Source organism: Pedococcus badiiscoriae (assembly GCF_013408925.1).
GTDB lineage: Bacteria > Actinomycetota > Actinomycetes > Actinomycetales > Dermatophilaceae > Pedococcus > Pedococcus badiiscoriae.
The window spans coordinates 558,257-574,103 of sequence record NZ_JACCAB010000001.1 but is presented as its reverse complement, the minus strand read 5'-3'; the positions used below and the strand labels follow the sequence as shown (position 1 = coordinate 574,103).

Genomic DNA, 15,847 nt, shown 5'->3' with positions numbered 1-15,847 from the left:
TGCACAGACCTCCGCTCCGCGCGGCCTAGACCGGACGTCGTCCTAGCGGGCGAAGGCCGCTGCGATCAGCTCGGCCTGCTGCTCGGCGTGCCGCTTGCTCGACCCGGTGGCCGGTGAGGCGGATGCCTTGCGCGAGACGACCCGCAGCTGGCGGGTCTCACCCAGCTGGGCGAGGGCCTGCGGCAGGTTGAGCGCCATGAACGGCCAGGCACCCTGGTTGACGGGCTCGTCCTGGACCCACACGACCTCGGCACCGGGGTACTTCGCGAGCTCGGCGGCGATCTCCTTGGCGGGCAGCGGCGCGAGCTGCTCGACCCGCAGGATGGCCGTGGAGGTGTCCTCGGCCTTGTCGCGGGCTGCCTCGAGGTCGTAGACGACCTTGCCGCTGGCGAGCAGGACGCGGGTGACACCCGCCGGGTCGAACGACGCGCGGTCCGGCAGCACCGGCCGGAAGGTGCCCTCGGTGAAGTCGGTCGGCATGCTGCTCGCCGCCTTGAGCCGCAGCATCGACTTCGGGGTGAAGACGATCAGCGGACGACGGGGGCGGGCGTAGGCCTGGCGCCGCAGCAGGTGGAAGTAGCTCGCCGGCGTCGAGGGGTAGGCCACCGTCATGTTGTCCTCGGCGCACATCTGCAGGAAACGCTCGATGCGGGCGGAGGAGTGGTCGGGACCCTGGCCCTCGTAGCCGTGGGGGAGCAGCAGCACGACGGACGAGCGCTGGCCCCACTTCTGCTCCGAGGAGGAGATGAACTCGTCGATGATCGTCTGCGCACCGTTGAGGAAGTCGCCGAACTGCGCCTCCCACAGGACGAGTGCGTCGGGACGTTCGACGGAGTAGCCGTACTCGAAGCCCATCGCCGCGAACTCGGACAGCAGCGAGTCGTAGACCCAGAACCGGGCCTGGCCCTCGCCGAGGTACAGCAGCGGAGTCCACTCCTCGGCGGTGTTCTTGTCGATGAGGACCGCGTGGCGCTGGACGAAGGTGCCGCGGCGGCTGTCCTGCCCGGCGAGGCGCACCGGGGTGCCCTCCATGAGCAGCGACCCGAACGCCAGCAGCTCACCGGTCGCCCAGTCGATCCCACCCTGGCGGGTGGACTGTGCGCGCTTCTCCATGGCCTGGAGCAGCTTGGGGTGCACGGTGAAGCCGGGCGGCGGGTTCACGAACGCGTCACCGATGTGCTGGAGCTGGTCGGCGGGGACGGCCGTCTGGTCCGCTGAACGGGTGGCCCTGTCGGTGGCCTGCGCGGCCGGCGGCTCGAGCCCCGAGTGGCCCTCGGCGTCGGTGCCGGCCAGCGTGGGGTCGCTCGGGTCGGCCGTGGTCGCGGCCTCCTTGAGCGCGGCCTTGGTCTCGACGAACACCCGCTCGAGCTGCTGCTGGTAGTCGCGCAGCGCTGCCTCGGCCTCCTCCTGCCCGATGTCGCCGCGACCGATCAGGGCCTCGGTGTAGAGCTTGCGGACCGAGCGCTTGGCCTCGATGAGGTTGTACATCAGCGGCTGGGTCATCGAGGGGTCGTCGCCCTCGTTGTGACCGCGGCGCCGGTAGCACACCATGTCGATGACGACGTCCTTGTTGAACTCCTGCCGGAACTCGTACGCGAGCTCGGCCACCCGGACGCAGGCCTCGGGGTCGTCGCCGTTCACGTGGAAGATCGGCGCCTGGATCATCCGGGCGACGTCGGTCGAGTACGTGCTCGACCGGGAGGCGCTCGGCGAGGTCGTGAAGCCGACCTGGTTGTTGATCACGACGTGGATCGTGCCGCCGGTGCGGTAGCCGCGCAGCTGCGAGAGGTTGAGGGTCTCGGCGACGACACCCTGGCCCGCGAAGGCCGCGTCTCCGTGCATCAGCAGGGGCAGCACGGTGAAGTCCTCGCCCGCGAGGTCGAGCCGGTCCTGCTTGGCGCGGGTGATGCCCTCGAGGACCGGGTTGACCGCCTCCAGGTGCGAGGGGTTGGCGGCGAGGTAGACCTTGGTCTTGCTGCCGTCCTCGGCGACGAACTCGCCCTCGGTGCCGAGGTGGTACTTCACGTCGCCCGAGCCCTGCACGGACTTGGGGTCCTGCTTGCCCTCGAACTCACGGAAGATCTGGCCGTACGACTTGCCCGCGATGTTGGCGAGCACGTTGAGCCGGCCACGGTGCGGCATACCGATGCAGACCTCGTCCATCGAGTCTGCGGCGGCGCGGCACAGGATGCGGTCGAGCAGCGCGATGACCGACTCGCCGCCCTCGAGGCTGAACCGCTTCTGCCCCACGAACTTAGTCTGCAGGAACGTCTCGAACGCCTCGGCGGCGTTGAGCCGGCGCAGGATCCGCAGCTGCTCGTCGGGGCCGGGCTTGGCGTAGCCGACCTCGATCTTGTCCTGGAGCCAGCGGCGCTGTTCGGGGTCCTGGATGTGCATGTACTCGGTGCCGATGGTGCGGCAGTACGAGTCGCGCAGGATGCCGAGGATCTTGCGCAGGCGCAGCATCGGCGCACCCCCGAAGCCGCCGGTCGCGAAGTCGCGCTCGAGGTCCCAGAGGGTCAGCCCGTGCGAGGTGACGTCGAGGTCGGGGTGGCGCCGCTGGCGGTACTCGAGGGGGTCGGTGTCGGCCATCAGGTGGCCGCGCACGCGGTAGGCGTGGATGAGCTCCTGGACGCGGGCGGTCTTGTTGACGTCGTCGTCGTGGTGGGCCGAGATGTCGCGCACCCAGCGCACCGGCTCGTACGGCAGCCGCAGGCTCTCGAAGATCTCGTCGTAGAAGCCGTTCTCGCCGAGCAGCAGCTGGTGCACGATCCGCAGGAAGTCGCCGGACTGCGCGCCCTGGATGATGCGGTGGTCGTAGGTCGAGGTGAGCGTGATGATCTTCGAGACGGCGTTGCGGTTGATGGTCTCCTGGCTCGCCCCCTGCCACTCGGCCGGGTACTCGAGGGCGCCGACCCCGATGATCGCTCCCTGCCCCGCCATCAGGCGCGGGACCGAGTGGACGGTGCCGATGGTGCCCGGGTTGGTCAGGGTCAGCGTGGTGCCCTGGAAGTCCTCGACGGTGAGCTTGCCGCCGCGGGCCTTGCGGACGATGTCCTCGTAGGCGGTCCAGAAGTGGGCGAAGTCCATCGACTCGGCGGACTTGATGGAGGGGACCAGGAGCTGGCGGGTGCCGTCCGGCTTGGCCATGTCGATGGCCAGGCCGAGGTTCACGTGGCCCGGGACGACCAGGGCCGGCTTGCCGTTCTCCTCGGTGAAGCCGTTGTTCATCTCGGGCATGTGGCCCAGCGCCTTGACGAGGGCGTAGCCGATCAGGTGGGTGAAGGACACCTTGCCGCCGCGGGAGCGCTGCAGGTGGTTGTTGATGACGACCCGGTTGTCGATGAGCAGCTTGGCCGGCACCGCGCGGACGCTCGTGGCGGTGGGGACGGTCAGCGACGTCTCCATGTTGGTGACGGTGCGGGCACTGGCGCCGCGCAGCGGCTTGACTTGGTCCTGGTTGACCGGCACGGGCTGCTTGGGGGCCTCGGGCTCGCGCGGCTTGGGCACCTCCTTGACGGCGGCGGCGGCCTCGCCACCGGTCACGGCTTCCTTGTCCTCGGGCTTGTCGGCGACGGCCTTGTCGGTGAGGGCGTCGGGCTTGTCCGTCGTCTGGGCCGAGGTCGTGGACTGGGCGGGCGCGGCGGTGGGCGTGGCAGCAGGCTGGGCGGCGGTAGCAGGCTGGGCGGCCGGCGCGGACGCAGCGGGAGCGGTGGGGGCCGCGGGAGCGGCGGGCGCGGACTGTGCGGGAGCGGCGGTCCCGTTCGACCCCGATCCGTTCACGGCACGGGCGTCACCGGCCGGGCGGTCCGTGCCGGGCTGGTAGTCCTCGAAGAGGGACCACCACGCCTTGTCGACGGAGTTCTTGTCGTTCTTGTACTGCTCATACAGCTCGTCCACGAGCCACTCGTTCGGCCCGAAGGCCGCCATGGGGTCGTTGGTCGGGGACTGGTCGGGCACGGCGGATACGCCTCTTTCGTAGCGTCGACAATGACGGGGCAATTACGTGCTCCCAGCCTAGCCCCGCACGTCTCACCTCGGTGCGGCGGGGAACAGTTTCCGAGACGTTCCTCACCACCCCCGCCGCGCCTAGCTGATGTCGCTGCGCACCGTGCGCCAGGAGCCGAACCCGGCCATCACCGCGGCGTACGCGGCGAGCATGAGCGCGCCACCCCACCAGGTGAGCTCGTGCACGGTTTGTCCGCCGCCGCCGCGGGACACCCCGCTCACCATGGCGCTGGTGGCCTGGCTGGGCAGGTAGGGGACGATGTGGTCGCGACCCCAGGACCAGAAGCCGAGGCCGAAACCGGCCAGCGGCTCGACGATCCATGCCACGCCCACCGAGATCAGCAGCGCCGCGACCTGGTTGGGGATGAGGATGCCTGCGCCCAGGCCGATGAGCGCCCAGAGACCGAGGACGAGCAGGCTCAGGGCCAGGGTGCGGAAGACCCCCGCCTCGGGGAACGGCGCGTAGCCCCGGGCGTGCAGGACGATCGCCCCGGCGAGCACCGAGCCGGCGAGCGAGATGAGGCCGTAGATGGCGCCGATGCCGAGCAGGGCGATGACCTTGGCCCCCATGACCCTGGCGCGCCGGGGCGTGCCGAGGAACGTGCTGGTGATCGTCTTGTGGCGGTACTCGGACCCGATCTGCATCACGCCGATGGTGAGGGTGAGCAGGTAGCCGACGCCCAGGCCGGCGGTGTAGACGCTGTTCGCGATCTGCAGCGGCGTGCCCATGGGGCGGTGCTCGGCGGGGTCGGGCTTGAGTGTGTAGATGAAGCCGAACGCGACCGCGAGGGCGATCCCGGCGAGGAAGATGGCGATCGCCAGCCCCCACCACATCCGGGTCGTGAAGAACTTGCGGAACTCGGCGCGGATCGCGGCGGTCATGCGTGCGCCCCTTCCTGTCCGGTGATGGCATCTCGTGCGGGCGCGGCGCCCTGTCCGAAGCCGGCCGAGGCTCCGTCACCGAGGTTGCGGTTGGTCCCCTCGGTCAGCTCGAAGAACAGCGCCTCGAGGTCGGTCGTGGTCTGGCGGAGCTCGTAGATCGGCAGCCCGGCGCGCAGGGCCACGTCGCCGATGAGGCGCAGGTCGTGGGTCTGGGCCAGCAGGGCACCGTCCTGCAGCTCGGTGGTCACGTCGGCGACCCGCAGTGCTCCGGCGAGGGCGTCGAGGTCGGTGGTGCGGACGATCACGTGGGCTTCGCCGTGCAGGTCGGACATGGCGCCCTGCTTGACCAGCTTGCCGTTGTTGATGATGACGACGTCGTCGACCGTCTGCTCGACCTCCTGCAGCATGTGGCTGGAGATCAGCACGGTCTTGCCCTGGGCGGACAGGTGGCGCAGGAACCCGCGCAGCCACCGGATGCCCTCGGGGTCCAGGCCGTTCGCCGGTTCGTCGAGGATGAGCACCTGCGGGTCGGCGAGCATGGCCGCCGCGAGGCCGAGTCGCTGGCGCATGCCCATCGAGTAGCCGCCGGCACGCTTGCGGGCGGCAGCCGGGATGCCGACGAGCTCCAGCATCTCGTCGACCTTCTGGATGCCGACCCCGGCCGTGTCGGCCAGGATCCTCAGGTGGTCGCGTCCGGTGCGACCCGGGTGGAAGTTGGTGGCCTCGAGGGCCGAGCCCACGACTGCCATGGGCTGGGGGATGTCGTGGTAGGCGAGGTCGCCGATCGTGGCGGTGCCGCTCGACGGCTTGACGAGGCCGAGCAGCATGCGCAGGGTGGTGGTCTTGCCCGCGCCGTTGGGCCCGAGGAAGCCGGTGATCCGGCCCGGCTCGACGGTGAAGGACAGGTTGTCGACAGCCGTGAAGGTGCCGAACCGCTTCGTCAGGTCGCGCACCTCGATCCGCGTGCCCTCTCGCGCTCTCGTCGGTGTCGTCGGTGTCGCCGTGGTCATCGATTCCCCCAGTTGAGTGGCATGGGCTCATCCTGCCAACAGACGTAGGGGAAGGGTCAACCGGGTTGTCGGCGAGTCGGCCCGAGCTGTCGGCGAGTCGGCTCGGATGCGGTGCGGACCCTAGGATGTCGGCACTATGACCGAATGGTTGCTGGTCCTCACCGGCGTGGGTTTGACGATCGGCACAGCTCTCTTCGTGGCCACGGAGTTCTCGTTGGTCGCTCTCGACCGGCCGACGGTGCAGAAGGCGGTGGACGCGGGGGACTCACGCGCCGAGCCCGTTCTCCGCTCGCTGCGGCGGCTCTCGACGCAGCTGTCCGCGGCGCAGGTCGGCATCACCCTGACCACGCTGGTCCTCGGGTTCCTGGCGACGCCGTCCCTCGGGGCGCTGCTCCACACGCCGCTGAGGGCGGTCGGGCTGAGCGGCTCGACCCTCGACTCGGTGGCGGCCGGCCTGGCGCTGGTCATCGCGACCCTGTTCTCGATGGTGTTCGGCGAGCTGCTCCCGCAGTTCCTCGGCATCTCCGCGCCGCTGGCCACGGCGAAGGTCGTGGCGATGCCGGTGCGTGGGTTCGCGGTGGTGGCCCGCCCCCTGATCTTCGTGCTCAACGGCTCCGCCAACCTGTTCCTGCGCGCCCTGGGCATCACGCCGCGCGAGGAGCTGTCGGGGGCCCGCACCCCGCAGGAGCTGGCGTCGCTGGTGCGACGCTCCGCCCAGGCCGGGACGCTCGACGAGGGCACCGCCCGTCTGGTCACCAAGTCGCTCGACTTCGGTGAGCAGACGGCCGCCGACGTGATGAGCCCCCGCGCCCGGGCGTCGTCGATCGAGCGCACGGCCACCGCCGAGGACGTCGTGCAGCTGGCCCGGCGCACCGGTCACTCACGCTTCCCCGTCACCGGCGAGGACTGGGACGACATCGACGGGGTCGTGCACGTCAAGCGCGCGATCGCCGTCCCCCACGAGCGACGCGCCGACGTGCCGGTGTCGGCGCTGATGGTGCCGCCGCTGCTCGTGCCCGAGACGATCCGGCTCGACCCGTTGCTGTTGATGCTGCGCGAGCACGGCCTCCAGCTGGCGATCGTCGTGGATGAGTACGGCGGGACCGCAGGCATCGTGACGCTCGAGGACGTCGTCGAGGAGATCGTCGGCGAGGTGTCCGACGAGCACGACGTCTTCCGCACCACGGGCCGGGAGTTCACCGACGGGTCGTGGACGGTGCCAGGGCTGTGGCGACCCGACGAGGTGCGCGAACGCCTCGGCGCGGTGGTCCCGGACGGACCCGCGTACGAGACGACCGGCGGGTACGTGATGGCCGCACTCGGCCGCATCCCGACCGTCGGCGACACCGTCACGATCCCCGGCTGGGAGATCACCGTCCTGGCCATGGACGGCATGCGCGCCGACCGGCTCCGGTTCGTCCCGCTCGAGACCGCGGAGCGCGGGACCGAGGGCGATGACGGTCACGACGGTCCGGCCGCGGTCGAGAGCGAGGTGGCACGGTGAGCACGGCCGCCGTCTGGGTCACGGTCCTGCTGCTCCTGCTCAACGCCTTCTTCGTGGGAGCGGAGTTCGCCGCGATGTCCGCCCGGCGGTCCACCCTCGAACCCCTCGCGGCGAGCGGCTCGCGCCGGGCTCAGGTCTGCCTGGACGCCCTCGAGCAGATGGGCTCCCTGCTGGCCTGCGCACAGCTGGGCATCACCGTCTGCTCGGTGCTCCTGGGTGCCATCTCCGAGTCGGCCCTGCACCACGCCCTCCAGCCCGTCGTGCACCACCTCGGTCTGCCCGACGGCGTGACCGACGGTGTGGCCCTGGCGCTCGCGCTGCTCGTCGTCGTCTACCTCCACGTCGTCGTGGGGGAGATGATCCCGAAGAACCTGGCGCTCGCCGGGCCCGAGCGGTCGGCGCTCGTCCTGGTGCCCGTCCTGCTCTACCTCACCCGGGCCCTACGGCCGATCATCTGGGTCATGGAGGCCATGGCCAAGGCGCTCGTGCGGCTGTTCGGGGTCGAACCCAAGGACGAGATCACCTCGGCCTTCACCGCCGAGGAGGTCGAGCACATCCTGGCCGAAAGCAGGCACGAAGGGCTCATCCAGGAGGGTCAGCACGGGCTCGTCGGCGCCGCCCTGGAGTTCAGCGACAAGGACGCCGTGGACGTGGCCGTGCCCCTGTCCGACCTGGTGACCCTGCCCCTGACGGCGACTCCGGACGACGTCGAACGACTCGTCGCCAAGCGTGGCTTCTCGCGCTATCCGCTGCTCAACCGCTCGGGGGAGCTCGCCGGCTACCTGCACCTCAAGGACGTGCTCTACGCCGACGACACGGAGCGTGCCATCGCCGTCCCCGTGAAGCGGGTCCGCAAGCTCGCCACCGTGCAGGCCGCCGACGAGGTCGAGGAGGTGCTCCGCACGATGCAGCGCACCGGCGCCCACCTCGCGCGGGTCGTCGACCCCGAGGGCCACGACATCGGCGTGGTCTTCCTGGAGGACGTGATCGAGGAGCTCGTCGGCGAGGTCACCGACGCCTCCCAGCGCTGACTGGCTCCTGAGGAGCAAGCCGACCGGCTCGTGCCGGGCACGCTGACTGGGTCCCGCCGGGCAACCAGAAGGGCCAGGCGCTCTCGCGCCTGGCCCATGGGTGCCCCCGGCAGGATTCGAACCTGCGCCACCGCCTCCGGAGGGCGGTGCTCTATCCCCTGAGCTACGGGGGCGGACATGCACGCCCCGCTGTGGAGGCGCCCGCCGAGGTTAGCAGCCTAAGGTGGCCACCATGGAACGAGGGGGATTGGTCTACGTCTGTGACGACACCGACCAGATCAGGCACCTGATCAGGGTCAACCTCGAGCTGGAGGGGTACGACGTCTGCGAGGCCGCGGACGGCGGGGAGCTGCTGGAGGCACTGCAAGCCAGCCCCGACGTTCCCGGCGTCATCACCCTGGACGCCCAGATGGGGCCCCGCGACGGCTGGTGGGCGATCTCCCGGATCCGCGCCGACCCCCGCCTGGCCGGCATACCGGTGATCATGGTGACGGCCTCGGTCCAGCAGCACGACCGCGTCCAGGCGCAGGGATCGGGACTCGACGCCTTCGTGTCCAAACCGTTCGACCCCGACCACCTGATCGCGCTCGTCAGTGGCTTCATGGCCGAGGGCAGGGCGCACCAGCCCGCGCCCTAGACTTGCCCGGGTGACTCCCGAAGAGCTCTCCGCAGCCATCCGCACCGCCCTGGTCGAAGCCGTCGCCGCCGGCGACCTGCGCGTGGACGTGCCCGCGGAGGTCCGGGTGGAGCGGCCGCGCAACCGCGACCACGGGGACTGGTCCACGAACGTCGCCCTCCAGCTCGCCAAGGGCGCTGGTATGCCGCCGCGCGACGTGGCCACGCCTCTCGCCGAGCGCCTCGGCAGGGTGCCCGGCGTCAAGGCCGTCGACATCGCCGGTCCCGGCTTCCTCAACATCACCCTCGACGCCTCGTCCGCCGGTGAGCTGGCGCGGTCCATCGTGGAGGCCGGCACGGCATACGGCCGCAACGACTCCGAGGCCGGGCACGTCATCAACCTCGAGTACATCTCGGCGAACCCGACCGGGCCGCTGCACCTGGGCCACACCCGCTGGGCAGCGCTGGGCGACTCCATGCACCGGCTGCTGCGCGCGTCGGGCGCCGACGTGACGGCTGAGTACTACATCAACGACGCCGGCGCGCAGATGGACAAGTTCGCCGCGTCGGTGCTGGCACGGGCCAAGGGTGAGCCGACCCCGGAGGGTGGTTACCCGGGCGCCTACATCGACGACCTCGCCGCCCAGGTGCTCGCCGTCCGGCCGGACGTGCTCGAGCTGCCCGACGACGAGGCGCTGGCGGTGACGCGGGCGGAGGCCTACGCGGCGCAGCTGCAGGACATCAAGGACACCCTCACGGACTTCGGCGTCACCTTCGACGTGTGGTTCTCCGAGGCCGAGCTGCACGCCTCGGGTGCGGTGGAGCAGGCGGTGGACCGCCTGCGCGAGCAGGGGCACGTCTTCGACAAGGACGGTGCCGTCTGGCTGCGCACCACCGACTTCGGCGACGACAAGGACCGGGTCCTCGTACGGGCCAACGGCGAGCCCACCTACTTCGCCGCGGATGCCGCCTACTACCTGAGCAAGAAGGACCGCGGGTTCGACGAGAAGATCTACCTGCTGGGCGCCGACCACCACGGCTACATCAACAGGCTCAAGGCGATCGCGGCATGCGCGGGCGACGACAAAGAGCGCAACATCGAGGTCCAGATCGGCCAGCTGGTGAACCTCGGGGGCGCCAAGCTGTCCAAGCGGGCGGGCAACATCATCGAGCTGCGCGACCTCATCAGCTGGATCGGCACCGACTCGATCCGGTACTCCCTGGCGCGCTACCCCGCCGACAGCCCGCTCTCGCTCGAGGGGGAGGAGCTGCGCAAGCAGACGAACGACAACCCCGTCTTCTACGTCCAGTACGCCCACGCGAGGACCTCCAACGTCGCCCGGCTCGCCCACGAGGACGGCGTGCTGCGGCAGGACGGGTTCGACCCGTCGCTGCTGACCGATCCGACCGAGGCGTCCCTGCTCGCGATCCTCGGCGACTTCCCCCGGGTCGTGGCCCATGCCGCCCACCTGCGGGAGCCGCACCGGGTCGCTCGCTACCTCGAGGACCTCGCCGGCCACTTCCACAAGTGGTACGACACCTGTCGGGTCCGGCCGATGACCGCGGACGAGGAGGTCACCGACCTCCACCGCACCCGCCTGTGGCTCAACGACGCCACCCGGCAGGTCTTGGCCAACGGACTGGACCTCCTGGGGGTCCGCGCTCCCGACAGGATGTAGCCCATGCGCGCTCACGAGGCCGGAGCCCTCCACGCCGAGGGATACGGCGGACCACCGCACTGGTTGCCCTGGCCCACCGACGTCATGGAGCTGGTGCCGCAGCTGTGGCCACAGACGATCGGGCGTGACGAGCAGGGCCGCCTGACCGTCGGGGGACTGGACGTGGTGAGCATCGCGCGCGAGTTCGGCACCGCGGCCTACGTCGTGGACGAGGAGGACTTCCGCGCGCGGGCGCGGGCCTTCCGGGACGAGTTCGCGGCGCCCTTCGCCGAGCTCGGCGGGGTCGACGTGTTCTATGCCGGCAAGGCGTTCCTGTGCACCGAGGTCGCCCGCTGGGTTGCCGACGAGGGCCTGTGCCTCGACGTCTGCTCGGGCGGCGAGCTCGCCGTGGCGCAACGCGCCGGCTTCCCCGCCCAGCGGATCGGGTTGCACGGCAACAACAAGTCGCTGGCCGAGATCCGTCAGGCCCTGGAGTACGGCGTGGGGCGGATCGTCGTCGACTCGTTCGAGGAGATCGACAGGATCGCGATGGTCGCCGCCGAGCTGGGAGTCCGGGCGCCCGTCATGGTGCGCGTCACCGTCGGGGTCGAGGCGCACACCCACGAGTTCATCGCCACCGCCCACGAGGACCAGAAGTTCGGCTTCTCCCTGGCCGGCGGCAAGGCGGCCGAGGCCGTGGGCCGGATCCTCGCCCTCGGCGACCGGCTCGAGCTCCTGGGCCTGCACTCCCACATCGGCAGCCAGATCTTCGACACGGCAGGCTTCGAGGTCTCGGCGCGACGGCTCATCGGGCTGCACGCCGAGGTGGCGCGGGTCCACGGGATCCACCTGCCCGAGCTGGACCTCGGGGGCGGCTACGGCATCGCCTACACGACCGAGCACACGCCCCTGTCACCACGCGAGCTGGGCGAGCAGATGGCCGACCTGGTCCGGCGCGAGCTCAAGTCGGTGGGCGACGGCAGCCCGGACACCCCGACGCCGAGGATCTCCATCGAGCCGGGACGCGCCATCGTGGGACCGAGCACGTTCACGCTCTACGAGGTGGGCACGGTCAAGGACGTCGACGTCACCGAGGGGCTGGCCCGCACCTACGTCTCGGTCGACGGCGGCATGAGTGACAACATCCGGACGGCCCTGTACGACGCCGACTACTCCTGCACCCTCGCCAGCCGCCGTTCGCAGGCCGCACCGCGGCTCTCCCGCGTGGTGGGCAAGCACTGCGAGAGTGGCGACATCGTCGTCATGGACGAGTACCTGCCGGCCGATGTCACAGCGGGCGACCTGGTCGCCGTGCCCGGGACGGGTGCCTACTGCCGCTCGATGGCGAGCCAGTACAACCACACGCCACGGCCCCCCGTGGTCGCCGTCCGCGACGGGCGGGCGCGGGTCCTGGTCCGCCGCGAGACGGTCGAGGACCTGCTGGCGCTCGACATCGGCTGACGAGATCCGCCACCCACCGAGGACACGACATGACGCCCAGACCGACCGCCGTCCGCAAGATCCTCGGCGGGTCGCGTCTCCTGTCGGAAGATGTCCGGATGACGGAACAATGAGCGTCCACACCGTGGACACCGGCACCATGGCCGGGGTACGGCCAGGGCCTAGCACGAGGCCCACCAGGGCGCAAGGAGCACGCAGTGAGGGAAGTCAGCGTGAGTGAGAGCGAGCAGGCAGGTGGCGAACGGCCGCTGAAGGTCGCGCTGCTCGGCTGCGGCGTCGTCGGCTCCTCCGTGGCCCGCATGCTCACGCAGCACTCCGAGGACCTCGCAGCTCGGGTCGGACGTCCCCTCGAGCTCATCGGCATCGCCGTGCGCCGCGCCGGCAAGGACCGCTCGGACCTGCCCGTCGACCCCGCCCTCTTCACGACCGACGCCGAGTCGGTCATCACCAGGGCCGACATCGTCATCGAGGTGATCGGTGGCATCGAGCCGGCCCGGAGCCTCATCGAGCTGGCGATGAAGCACGGTGCCTCGGTCGTCTCGGCCAACAAGGCACTGCTGGCGGAGGCCGGTCCCGCCCTGTACGCGGCCGCCGCGGAGCACGGGGTCGACCTCTACTACGAGGCCGCAGTGGCGGGGGCCATCCCCATCCTGCGGCCGATCCGCGAGTCGCTGGCCGGCGACGACGTCCGCAAGGTGCTCGGGATCGTCAACGGCACCACCAACTACGTCCTCGACAAGATGGACTCGACCGGCATGGGGTTCGCCGAGGCCGTCGAGCAGGCGCAGGCCCTGGGCTACGCCGAGGCCGACCCGACCGCTGACGTCGAGGGTTTCGACGCCGCGGCCAAGGCCGCCATCCTCGCCTCGCTCGCCTTCCACACCCGGGTCTCCAGCGACCAGGTCTACCGCGAGGGCATCACCGAGGTGTCGGCGGCCGACGTGCAGGCGGCGCGCGAGATGGACTGTGTCGTCAAGCTTCTCGCGATCTGTGAGCGCACCGAGGTGGTCGGTGCGGACGGCACCCTGGCCCCCGGGGTCAGCGTCCGGGTGCATCCGGCGATGATCCCTCGGTCGCACCCCCTGGGCGGGGTCCGCGACGCGTTCAACGCGGTCTTCGTGGAGGCCGACGCCGCCGGTCAGCTGATGTTCTACGGCAAGGGTGCCGGGGGCGACCCCACGGCCAGCGCCGTGCTGGGCGATGTCGTCGCCGTGGCCCGACACCGGGTGGGGGGTGGCCGTGGCCCGGGGGAGTCCGCCTACGCCGACCTGCCCGTGCTGGCCATGGGCCAGTCCCTCACGAGGTACCACATCAGCCTCGACGTGGCCGACCGTCCGGGCGTCCTCGCCCAGGTCGCGACGTCGTTCGCCGAGCACGGGGTGTCGATCGAGACGGTCCGCCAGCACCTCATCGCCGCCGACCCGGACGGGCCCGACGGGCAGGCCGCCGAGACCCGGGCCAACCTCATCGTGGTGACCCACACCGCCCCTGACGCCGCCCTCGCGGCGACCGTCCAGGCCCTCGCCGGGCTCGACACCGTCCGCGAGGTCGTGTCGGTCATGCGGGTGGAGGGCCAGTGATGGCCGGCATGTGGCGCGGCGTGATCCGCGAGTATGCCGACCGGCTGCCGATGCTCGAGGGTGCGCCCGTGGTGACGCTCCAGGAGGGCGGCACCCCGCTGATCCCGGCCGAGCACCTGTCGGGGCTCACCGGTGCCCAGGTCTTCGTGAAGTACGAGGGCCTCAACCCGACCGCCTCCTTCAAGGACCGCGGCATGACGGCCGCGATCTCGGTGGCCGCCAGGAACGGCGCCAAGGCGGTCATCTGTGCCTCCACCGGCAACACCAGCGCCAGCGCCGCGGCCTACGCCACCAAGGCGGGGATGGCCTGCGCCGTCCTCGTCCCCGAGGGCAAGATCGCGATGGGCAAGCTCAGCCAGGCGATCGCCCACGGGGCGACCCTGCTCCAGGTGGACGGCAACTTCGACGACTGCCTCACGCTGGCCCGCAAGCTCGCCGAGTCCTATCCGGTCGAGCTGGTCAACTCGGTCAACCCGGCGCGGATCGAGGGCCAGAAGACCGCGGCGTTCGAGGTCGTCGACGCCCTCGGGGACGCGCCCGACATCCACTGCCTGCCCGTGGGCAACGCCGGCAACATCACGGCCTACTGGAAGGGCTACCGCGAGTACCACCGCGGCAGCGAGCACCCGGGACCCGCCACGCGGCTCCCGCAGATGTGGGGGTTCCAGGCAGCCGGTGCCGCACCGATCGTCCTGGGTCACCCGGTCGACGACCCGGACACGATCGCCACCGCGATCCGCATCGGCAACCCCGCCTCGTGGAAGCAGGCCGAGGCGGCGCGCGACGAGTCCGGCGGCAGGATCGAGTCGGTCACCGACGAGCAGATCCTCGCCGCCCACCGCCTCCTGTCCGCTCGCGAGGGGATCTTCGTCGAGCCCGGCTCGGCGGCCTCGGTCGCCGGCCTGCTGCAGGCAGCCGAGGCCGGGCAGGTCCCGGCCGGGGCCACGGTCGTCTGCACCGTCACCGGGCACGGGCTCAAGGACCCGCAGTGGGCCCTGCGGAACGCGGACGGCACCGACGTCACCCCCACGCGCGTGCCGGTGGACGCGTTCACCGCGGCGCGGGCGCTGGGGCTGCAGGACTGATGGGAGAGCTCCTCGCCGGCAGCTCCGTGCAGGTGCGGGTGCCGGCCAGCAGCGCGAACCTCGGGCCGGGCTTCGACTCGGTCGGGCTGGCTCTCGGGCTCTGGGACTCGTGCGTCGCCACGGTGACGGAGCGCCCCGGCGTCCGGATCGACGTCGAGGGAGAGGGCGCCCACGACGTGCCCCGCGACGCCAGCCACCTGGTCGTCCGCGCGATGCTGCGAGCCTGGGAGGAGCTGGGCGTCGAGCCCGCCCCCGGACTGCACCTGGAGTGCCGCAACGCCGTGCCGCACGGCCGCGGGCTGGGCTCCTCGGCCACGGCGATCGTGACGGGCGTCGTTGCGGCACAAGCACTTCACGACGTATGCCGCGGGGTCACCGGCTCGCCGGACCTGGCCTTCACCAACGACCTGGCCGCCCGTCTCGAGGGGCATCCGGACAACTCGTCGGCCTCGGTCTACGGCGGCCTTACCCTGTCCTGGTCCGACTCGCCCGCCGAGGGCACCCGGACGCTGCGACTCACGCCCCACCCCGACGTGCGGGCGGTGGTCCTGGTCCCCGCGGCCCAGCTCTCCACCGCCAAGGCGCGGTCGGTCCTGCCGACCCACATCCGGCACGGTGACGCCGCCCTGAACTCGGCCCGTGCGGCACTGCTGGTCCAGGCCGTGACCAGCCACCCGGCATACCTGCTGGCGGCCACCCGGGACTGGCTGCACCAAGAGGCGCGCAGGGACTCGTTCCCGGCCTCGATGGCACTGGTCGACTCGCTCCGCAGCCGTGGTCATGCCGCGGTGATCTCGGGGGCCGGTCCCTCGGTGCTGGTCCTGTCGACCCGCGACCACGTGCCCGCCGTCACGTCCCTGGTCCAGGCGCAGGCAGCAGACGCGTGGCAGGTCCTCGACCCGGGCGTGCCGGCGACGGGAGCGCAGGTCAGGGCCCTGCGACGCGGAGGTGACGTTCTGGACGCGCTGGACTAAGGCGTGCTCCAACGGTGTTACATTGGGGGCGCACTCGCA

General features: G+C 71.1%; 11 protein-coding genes and 1 tRNA gene. 8 read left to right on the top strand and 4 right to left on the bottom strand.

What is annotated here, in order from left to right:
- Positions 1 to 42 precede the first annotated feature (42 nt).
- From BJ986_RS02705 to BJ986_RS02695, 3 genes are all read right to left on the bottom strand, one after another.
- Entirely contained in the window at positions 43 to 3,930 is a 3,888-nt protein-coding gene (locus BJ986_RS02705; protein WP_179423413.1) for a multifunctional oxoglutarate decarboxylase/oxoglutarate dehydrogenase thiamine pyrophosphate-binding subunit/dihydrolipoyllysine-residue succinyltransferase subunit, read from the bottom strand.
- Positions 3,931 to 4,089: 159 nt separating this feature from the next.
- Positions 4,090 to 4,890, bottom strand: coding sequence for an ABC transporter permease (locus tag BJ986_RS02700; protein ID WP_179420603.1), 801 nt, complete (start codon positions 4,888 to 4,890; stop codon positions 4,090 to 4,092).
- The gene (locus BJ986_RS02695) at positions 4,887 to 5,900 is read right to left on the bottom strand and encodes an ABC transporter ATP-binding protein (protein ID WP_179420602.1); all 1,014 of its coding nucleotides are present in this window, start codon (positions 5,898 to 5,900) and stop codon (positions 4,887 to 4,889) included. The genes BJ986_RS02700 and BJ986_RS02695 overlap by 4 nt, the downstream gene beginning before the upstream one ends.
- Positions 5,901 to 6,036: 136 nt before the next feature.
- Between BJ986_RS02695 and BJ986_RS02690 the strand changes: the two genes are divergently transcribed.
- Positions 6,037 to 7,404 carry a hemolysin family protein gene (locus BJ986_RS02690; protein WP_179420601.1) on the top strand — a complete coding sequence of 456 codons (1,368 nt, stop codon included), beginning with the start codon at positions 6,037 to 6,039 and terminating at the stop codon, positions 7,402 to 7,404.
- On the top strand, positions 7,401 to 8,435 hold the full coding sequence (locus BJ986_RS02685; protein ID WP_179420600.1) for a CNNM domain-containing protein: 1,035 nt from the start codon (positions 7,401 to 7,403) through the stop codon (positions 8,433 to 8,435). The genes BJ986_RS02690 and BJ986_RS02685 overlap by 4 nt, the downstream gene beginning before the upstream one ends.
- Positions 8,436 to 8,536: 101 nt before the next feature.
- On the opposite strand, the gene BJ986_RS02680 is transcribed toward BJ986_RS02685, so the two are convergent.
- Positions 8,537 to 8,608 (bottom strand) — tRNA-Arg (locus BJ986_RS02680).
- Positions 8,609 to 8,667: 59 nt separating this feature from the next.
- Here BJ986_RS02680 and BJ986_RS02675 point away from each other — a divergent pair.
- From BJ986_RS02675 to thrB, 6 genes are all read left to right on the top strand, one after another.
- Positions 8,668 to 9,072 carry a response regulator gene (locus tag BJ986_RS02675; protein WP_179420599.1) on the top strand — a complete coding sequence of 135 codons (405 nt, stop codon included), beginning with the start codon at positions 8,668 to 8,670 and terminating at the stop codon, positions 9,070 to 9,072.
- 10 nt (positions 9,073 to 9,082) lie between these two features.
- Positions 9,083 to 10,729, top strand: coding sequence for an arginine--tRNA ligase (argS, locus tag BJ986_RS02670; protein WP_179420598.1), 1,647 nt, complete (start codon positions 9,083 to 9,085; stop codon positions 10,727 to 10,729).
- A gap of 3 nt (positions 10,730 to 10,732) precedes the next feature.
- Positions 10,733 to 12,169: a diaminopimelate decarboxylase gene (gene lysA, locus BJ986_RS02665; RefSeq protein WP_179420597.1), complete on the top strand. Its 1,437-nt coding sequence runs from the start codon at positions 10,733 to 10,735 to the stop codon at positions 12,167 to 12,169.
- Between the two features lie 212 nt (positions 12,170 to 12,381).
- Complete coding sequence (locus BJ986_RS02660) at positions 12,382 to 13,749, top strand: homoserine dehydrogenase (protein WP_337794705.1); 1,368 nt, start codon at positions 12,382 to 12,384, stop codon at positions 13,747 to 13,749.
- Positions 13,749 to 14,834 (top strand): threonine synthase, encoded by a 1,086-nt coding sequence (gene thrC, locus BJ986_RS02655; RefSeq protein ID WP_179420595.1) that lies wholly within the window; start codon positions 13,749 to 13,751, stop codon positions 14,832 to 14,834. Before BJ986_RS02660 ends, thrC begins: the two co-directional genes overlap by 1 nt.
- The gene (gene thrB / locus BJ986_RS02650; protein ID WP_179420594.1) at positions 14,834 to 15,808 is read left to right on the top strand and encodes a homoserine kinase; all 975 of its coding nucleotides are present in this window, start codon (positions 14,834 to 14,836) and stop codon (positions 15,806 to 15,808) included. Before thrC ends, thrB begins: the two co-directional genes overlap by 1 nt.
- The last annotated feature ends 39 nt before the right edge of the window (positions 15,809 to 15,847 follow it).

What these genes read in the sequence shown, in the direction of transcription:
- BJ986_RS02705 (WP_179423413.1), bottom strand. Translation starts at nt 3,930, where the DNA reads ATGGCGGCCTTCGGGCCGAACGAGTGGCTCGTGGACGAGCTGTATGAG.
- BJ986_RS02700 (WP_179420603.1), bottom strand. Translation starts at nt 4,890, where the DNA reads ATGACCGCCGCGATCCGCGCCGAGTTCCGCAAGTTCTTCACGACCCGG.
- BJ986_RS02695 (WP_179420602.1), bottom strand. Translation starts at nt 5,900, where the DNA reads ATGACCACGGCGACACCGACGACACCGACGAGAGCGCGAGAGGGCACG.
- BJ986_RS02690 (WP_179420601.1), top strand. Translation starts at nt 6,037, where the DNA reads ATGACCGAATGGTTGCTGGTCCTCACCGGCGTGGGTTTGACGATCGGC.
- BJ986_RS02675 (WP_179420599.1), top strand. Translation starts at nt 8,668, where the DNA reads ATGGAACGAGGGGGATTGGTCTACGTCTGTGACGACACCGACCAGATC.
- lysA (WP_179420597.1), top strand. Translation starts at nt 10,733, where the DNA reads ATGCGCGCTCACGAGGCCGGAGCCCTCCACGCCGAGGGATACGGCGGA.
- thrC (WP_179420595.1), top strand. Translation starts at nt 13,749, where the DNA reads ATGGCCGGCATGTGGCGCGGCGTGATCCGCGAGTATGCCGACCGGCTG.
- thrB (WP_179420594.1), top strand. Translation starts at nt 14,834, where the DNA reads ATGGGAGAGCTCCTCGCCGGCAGCTCCGTGCAGGTGCGGGTGCCGGCC.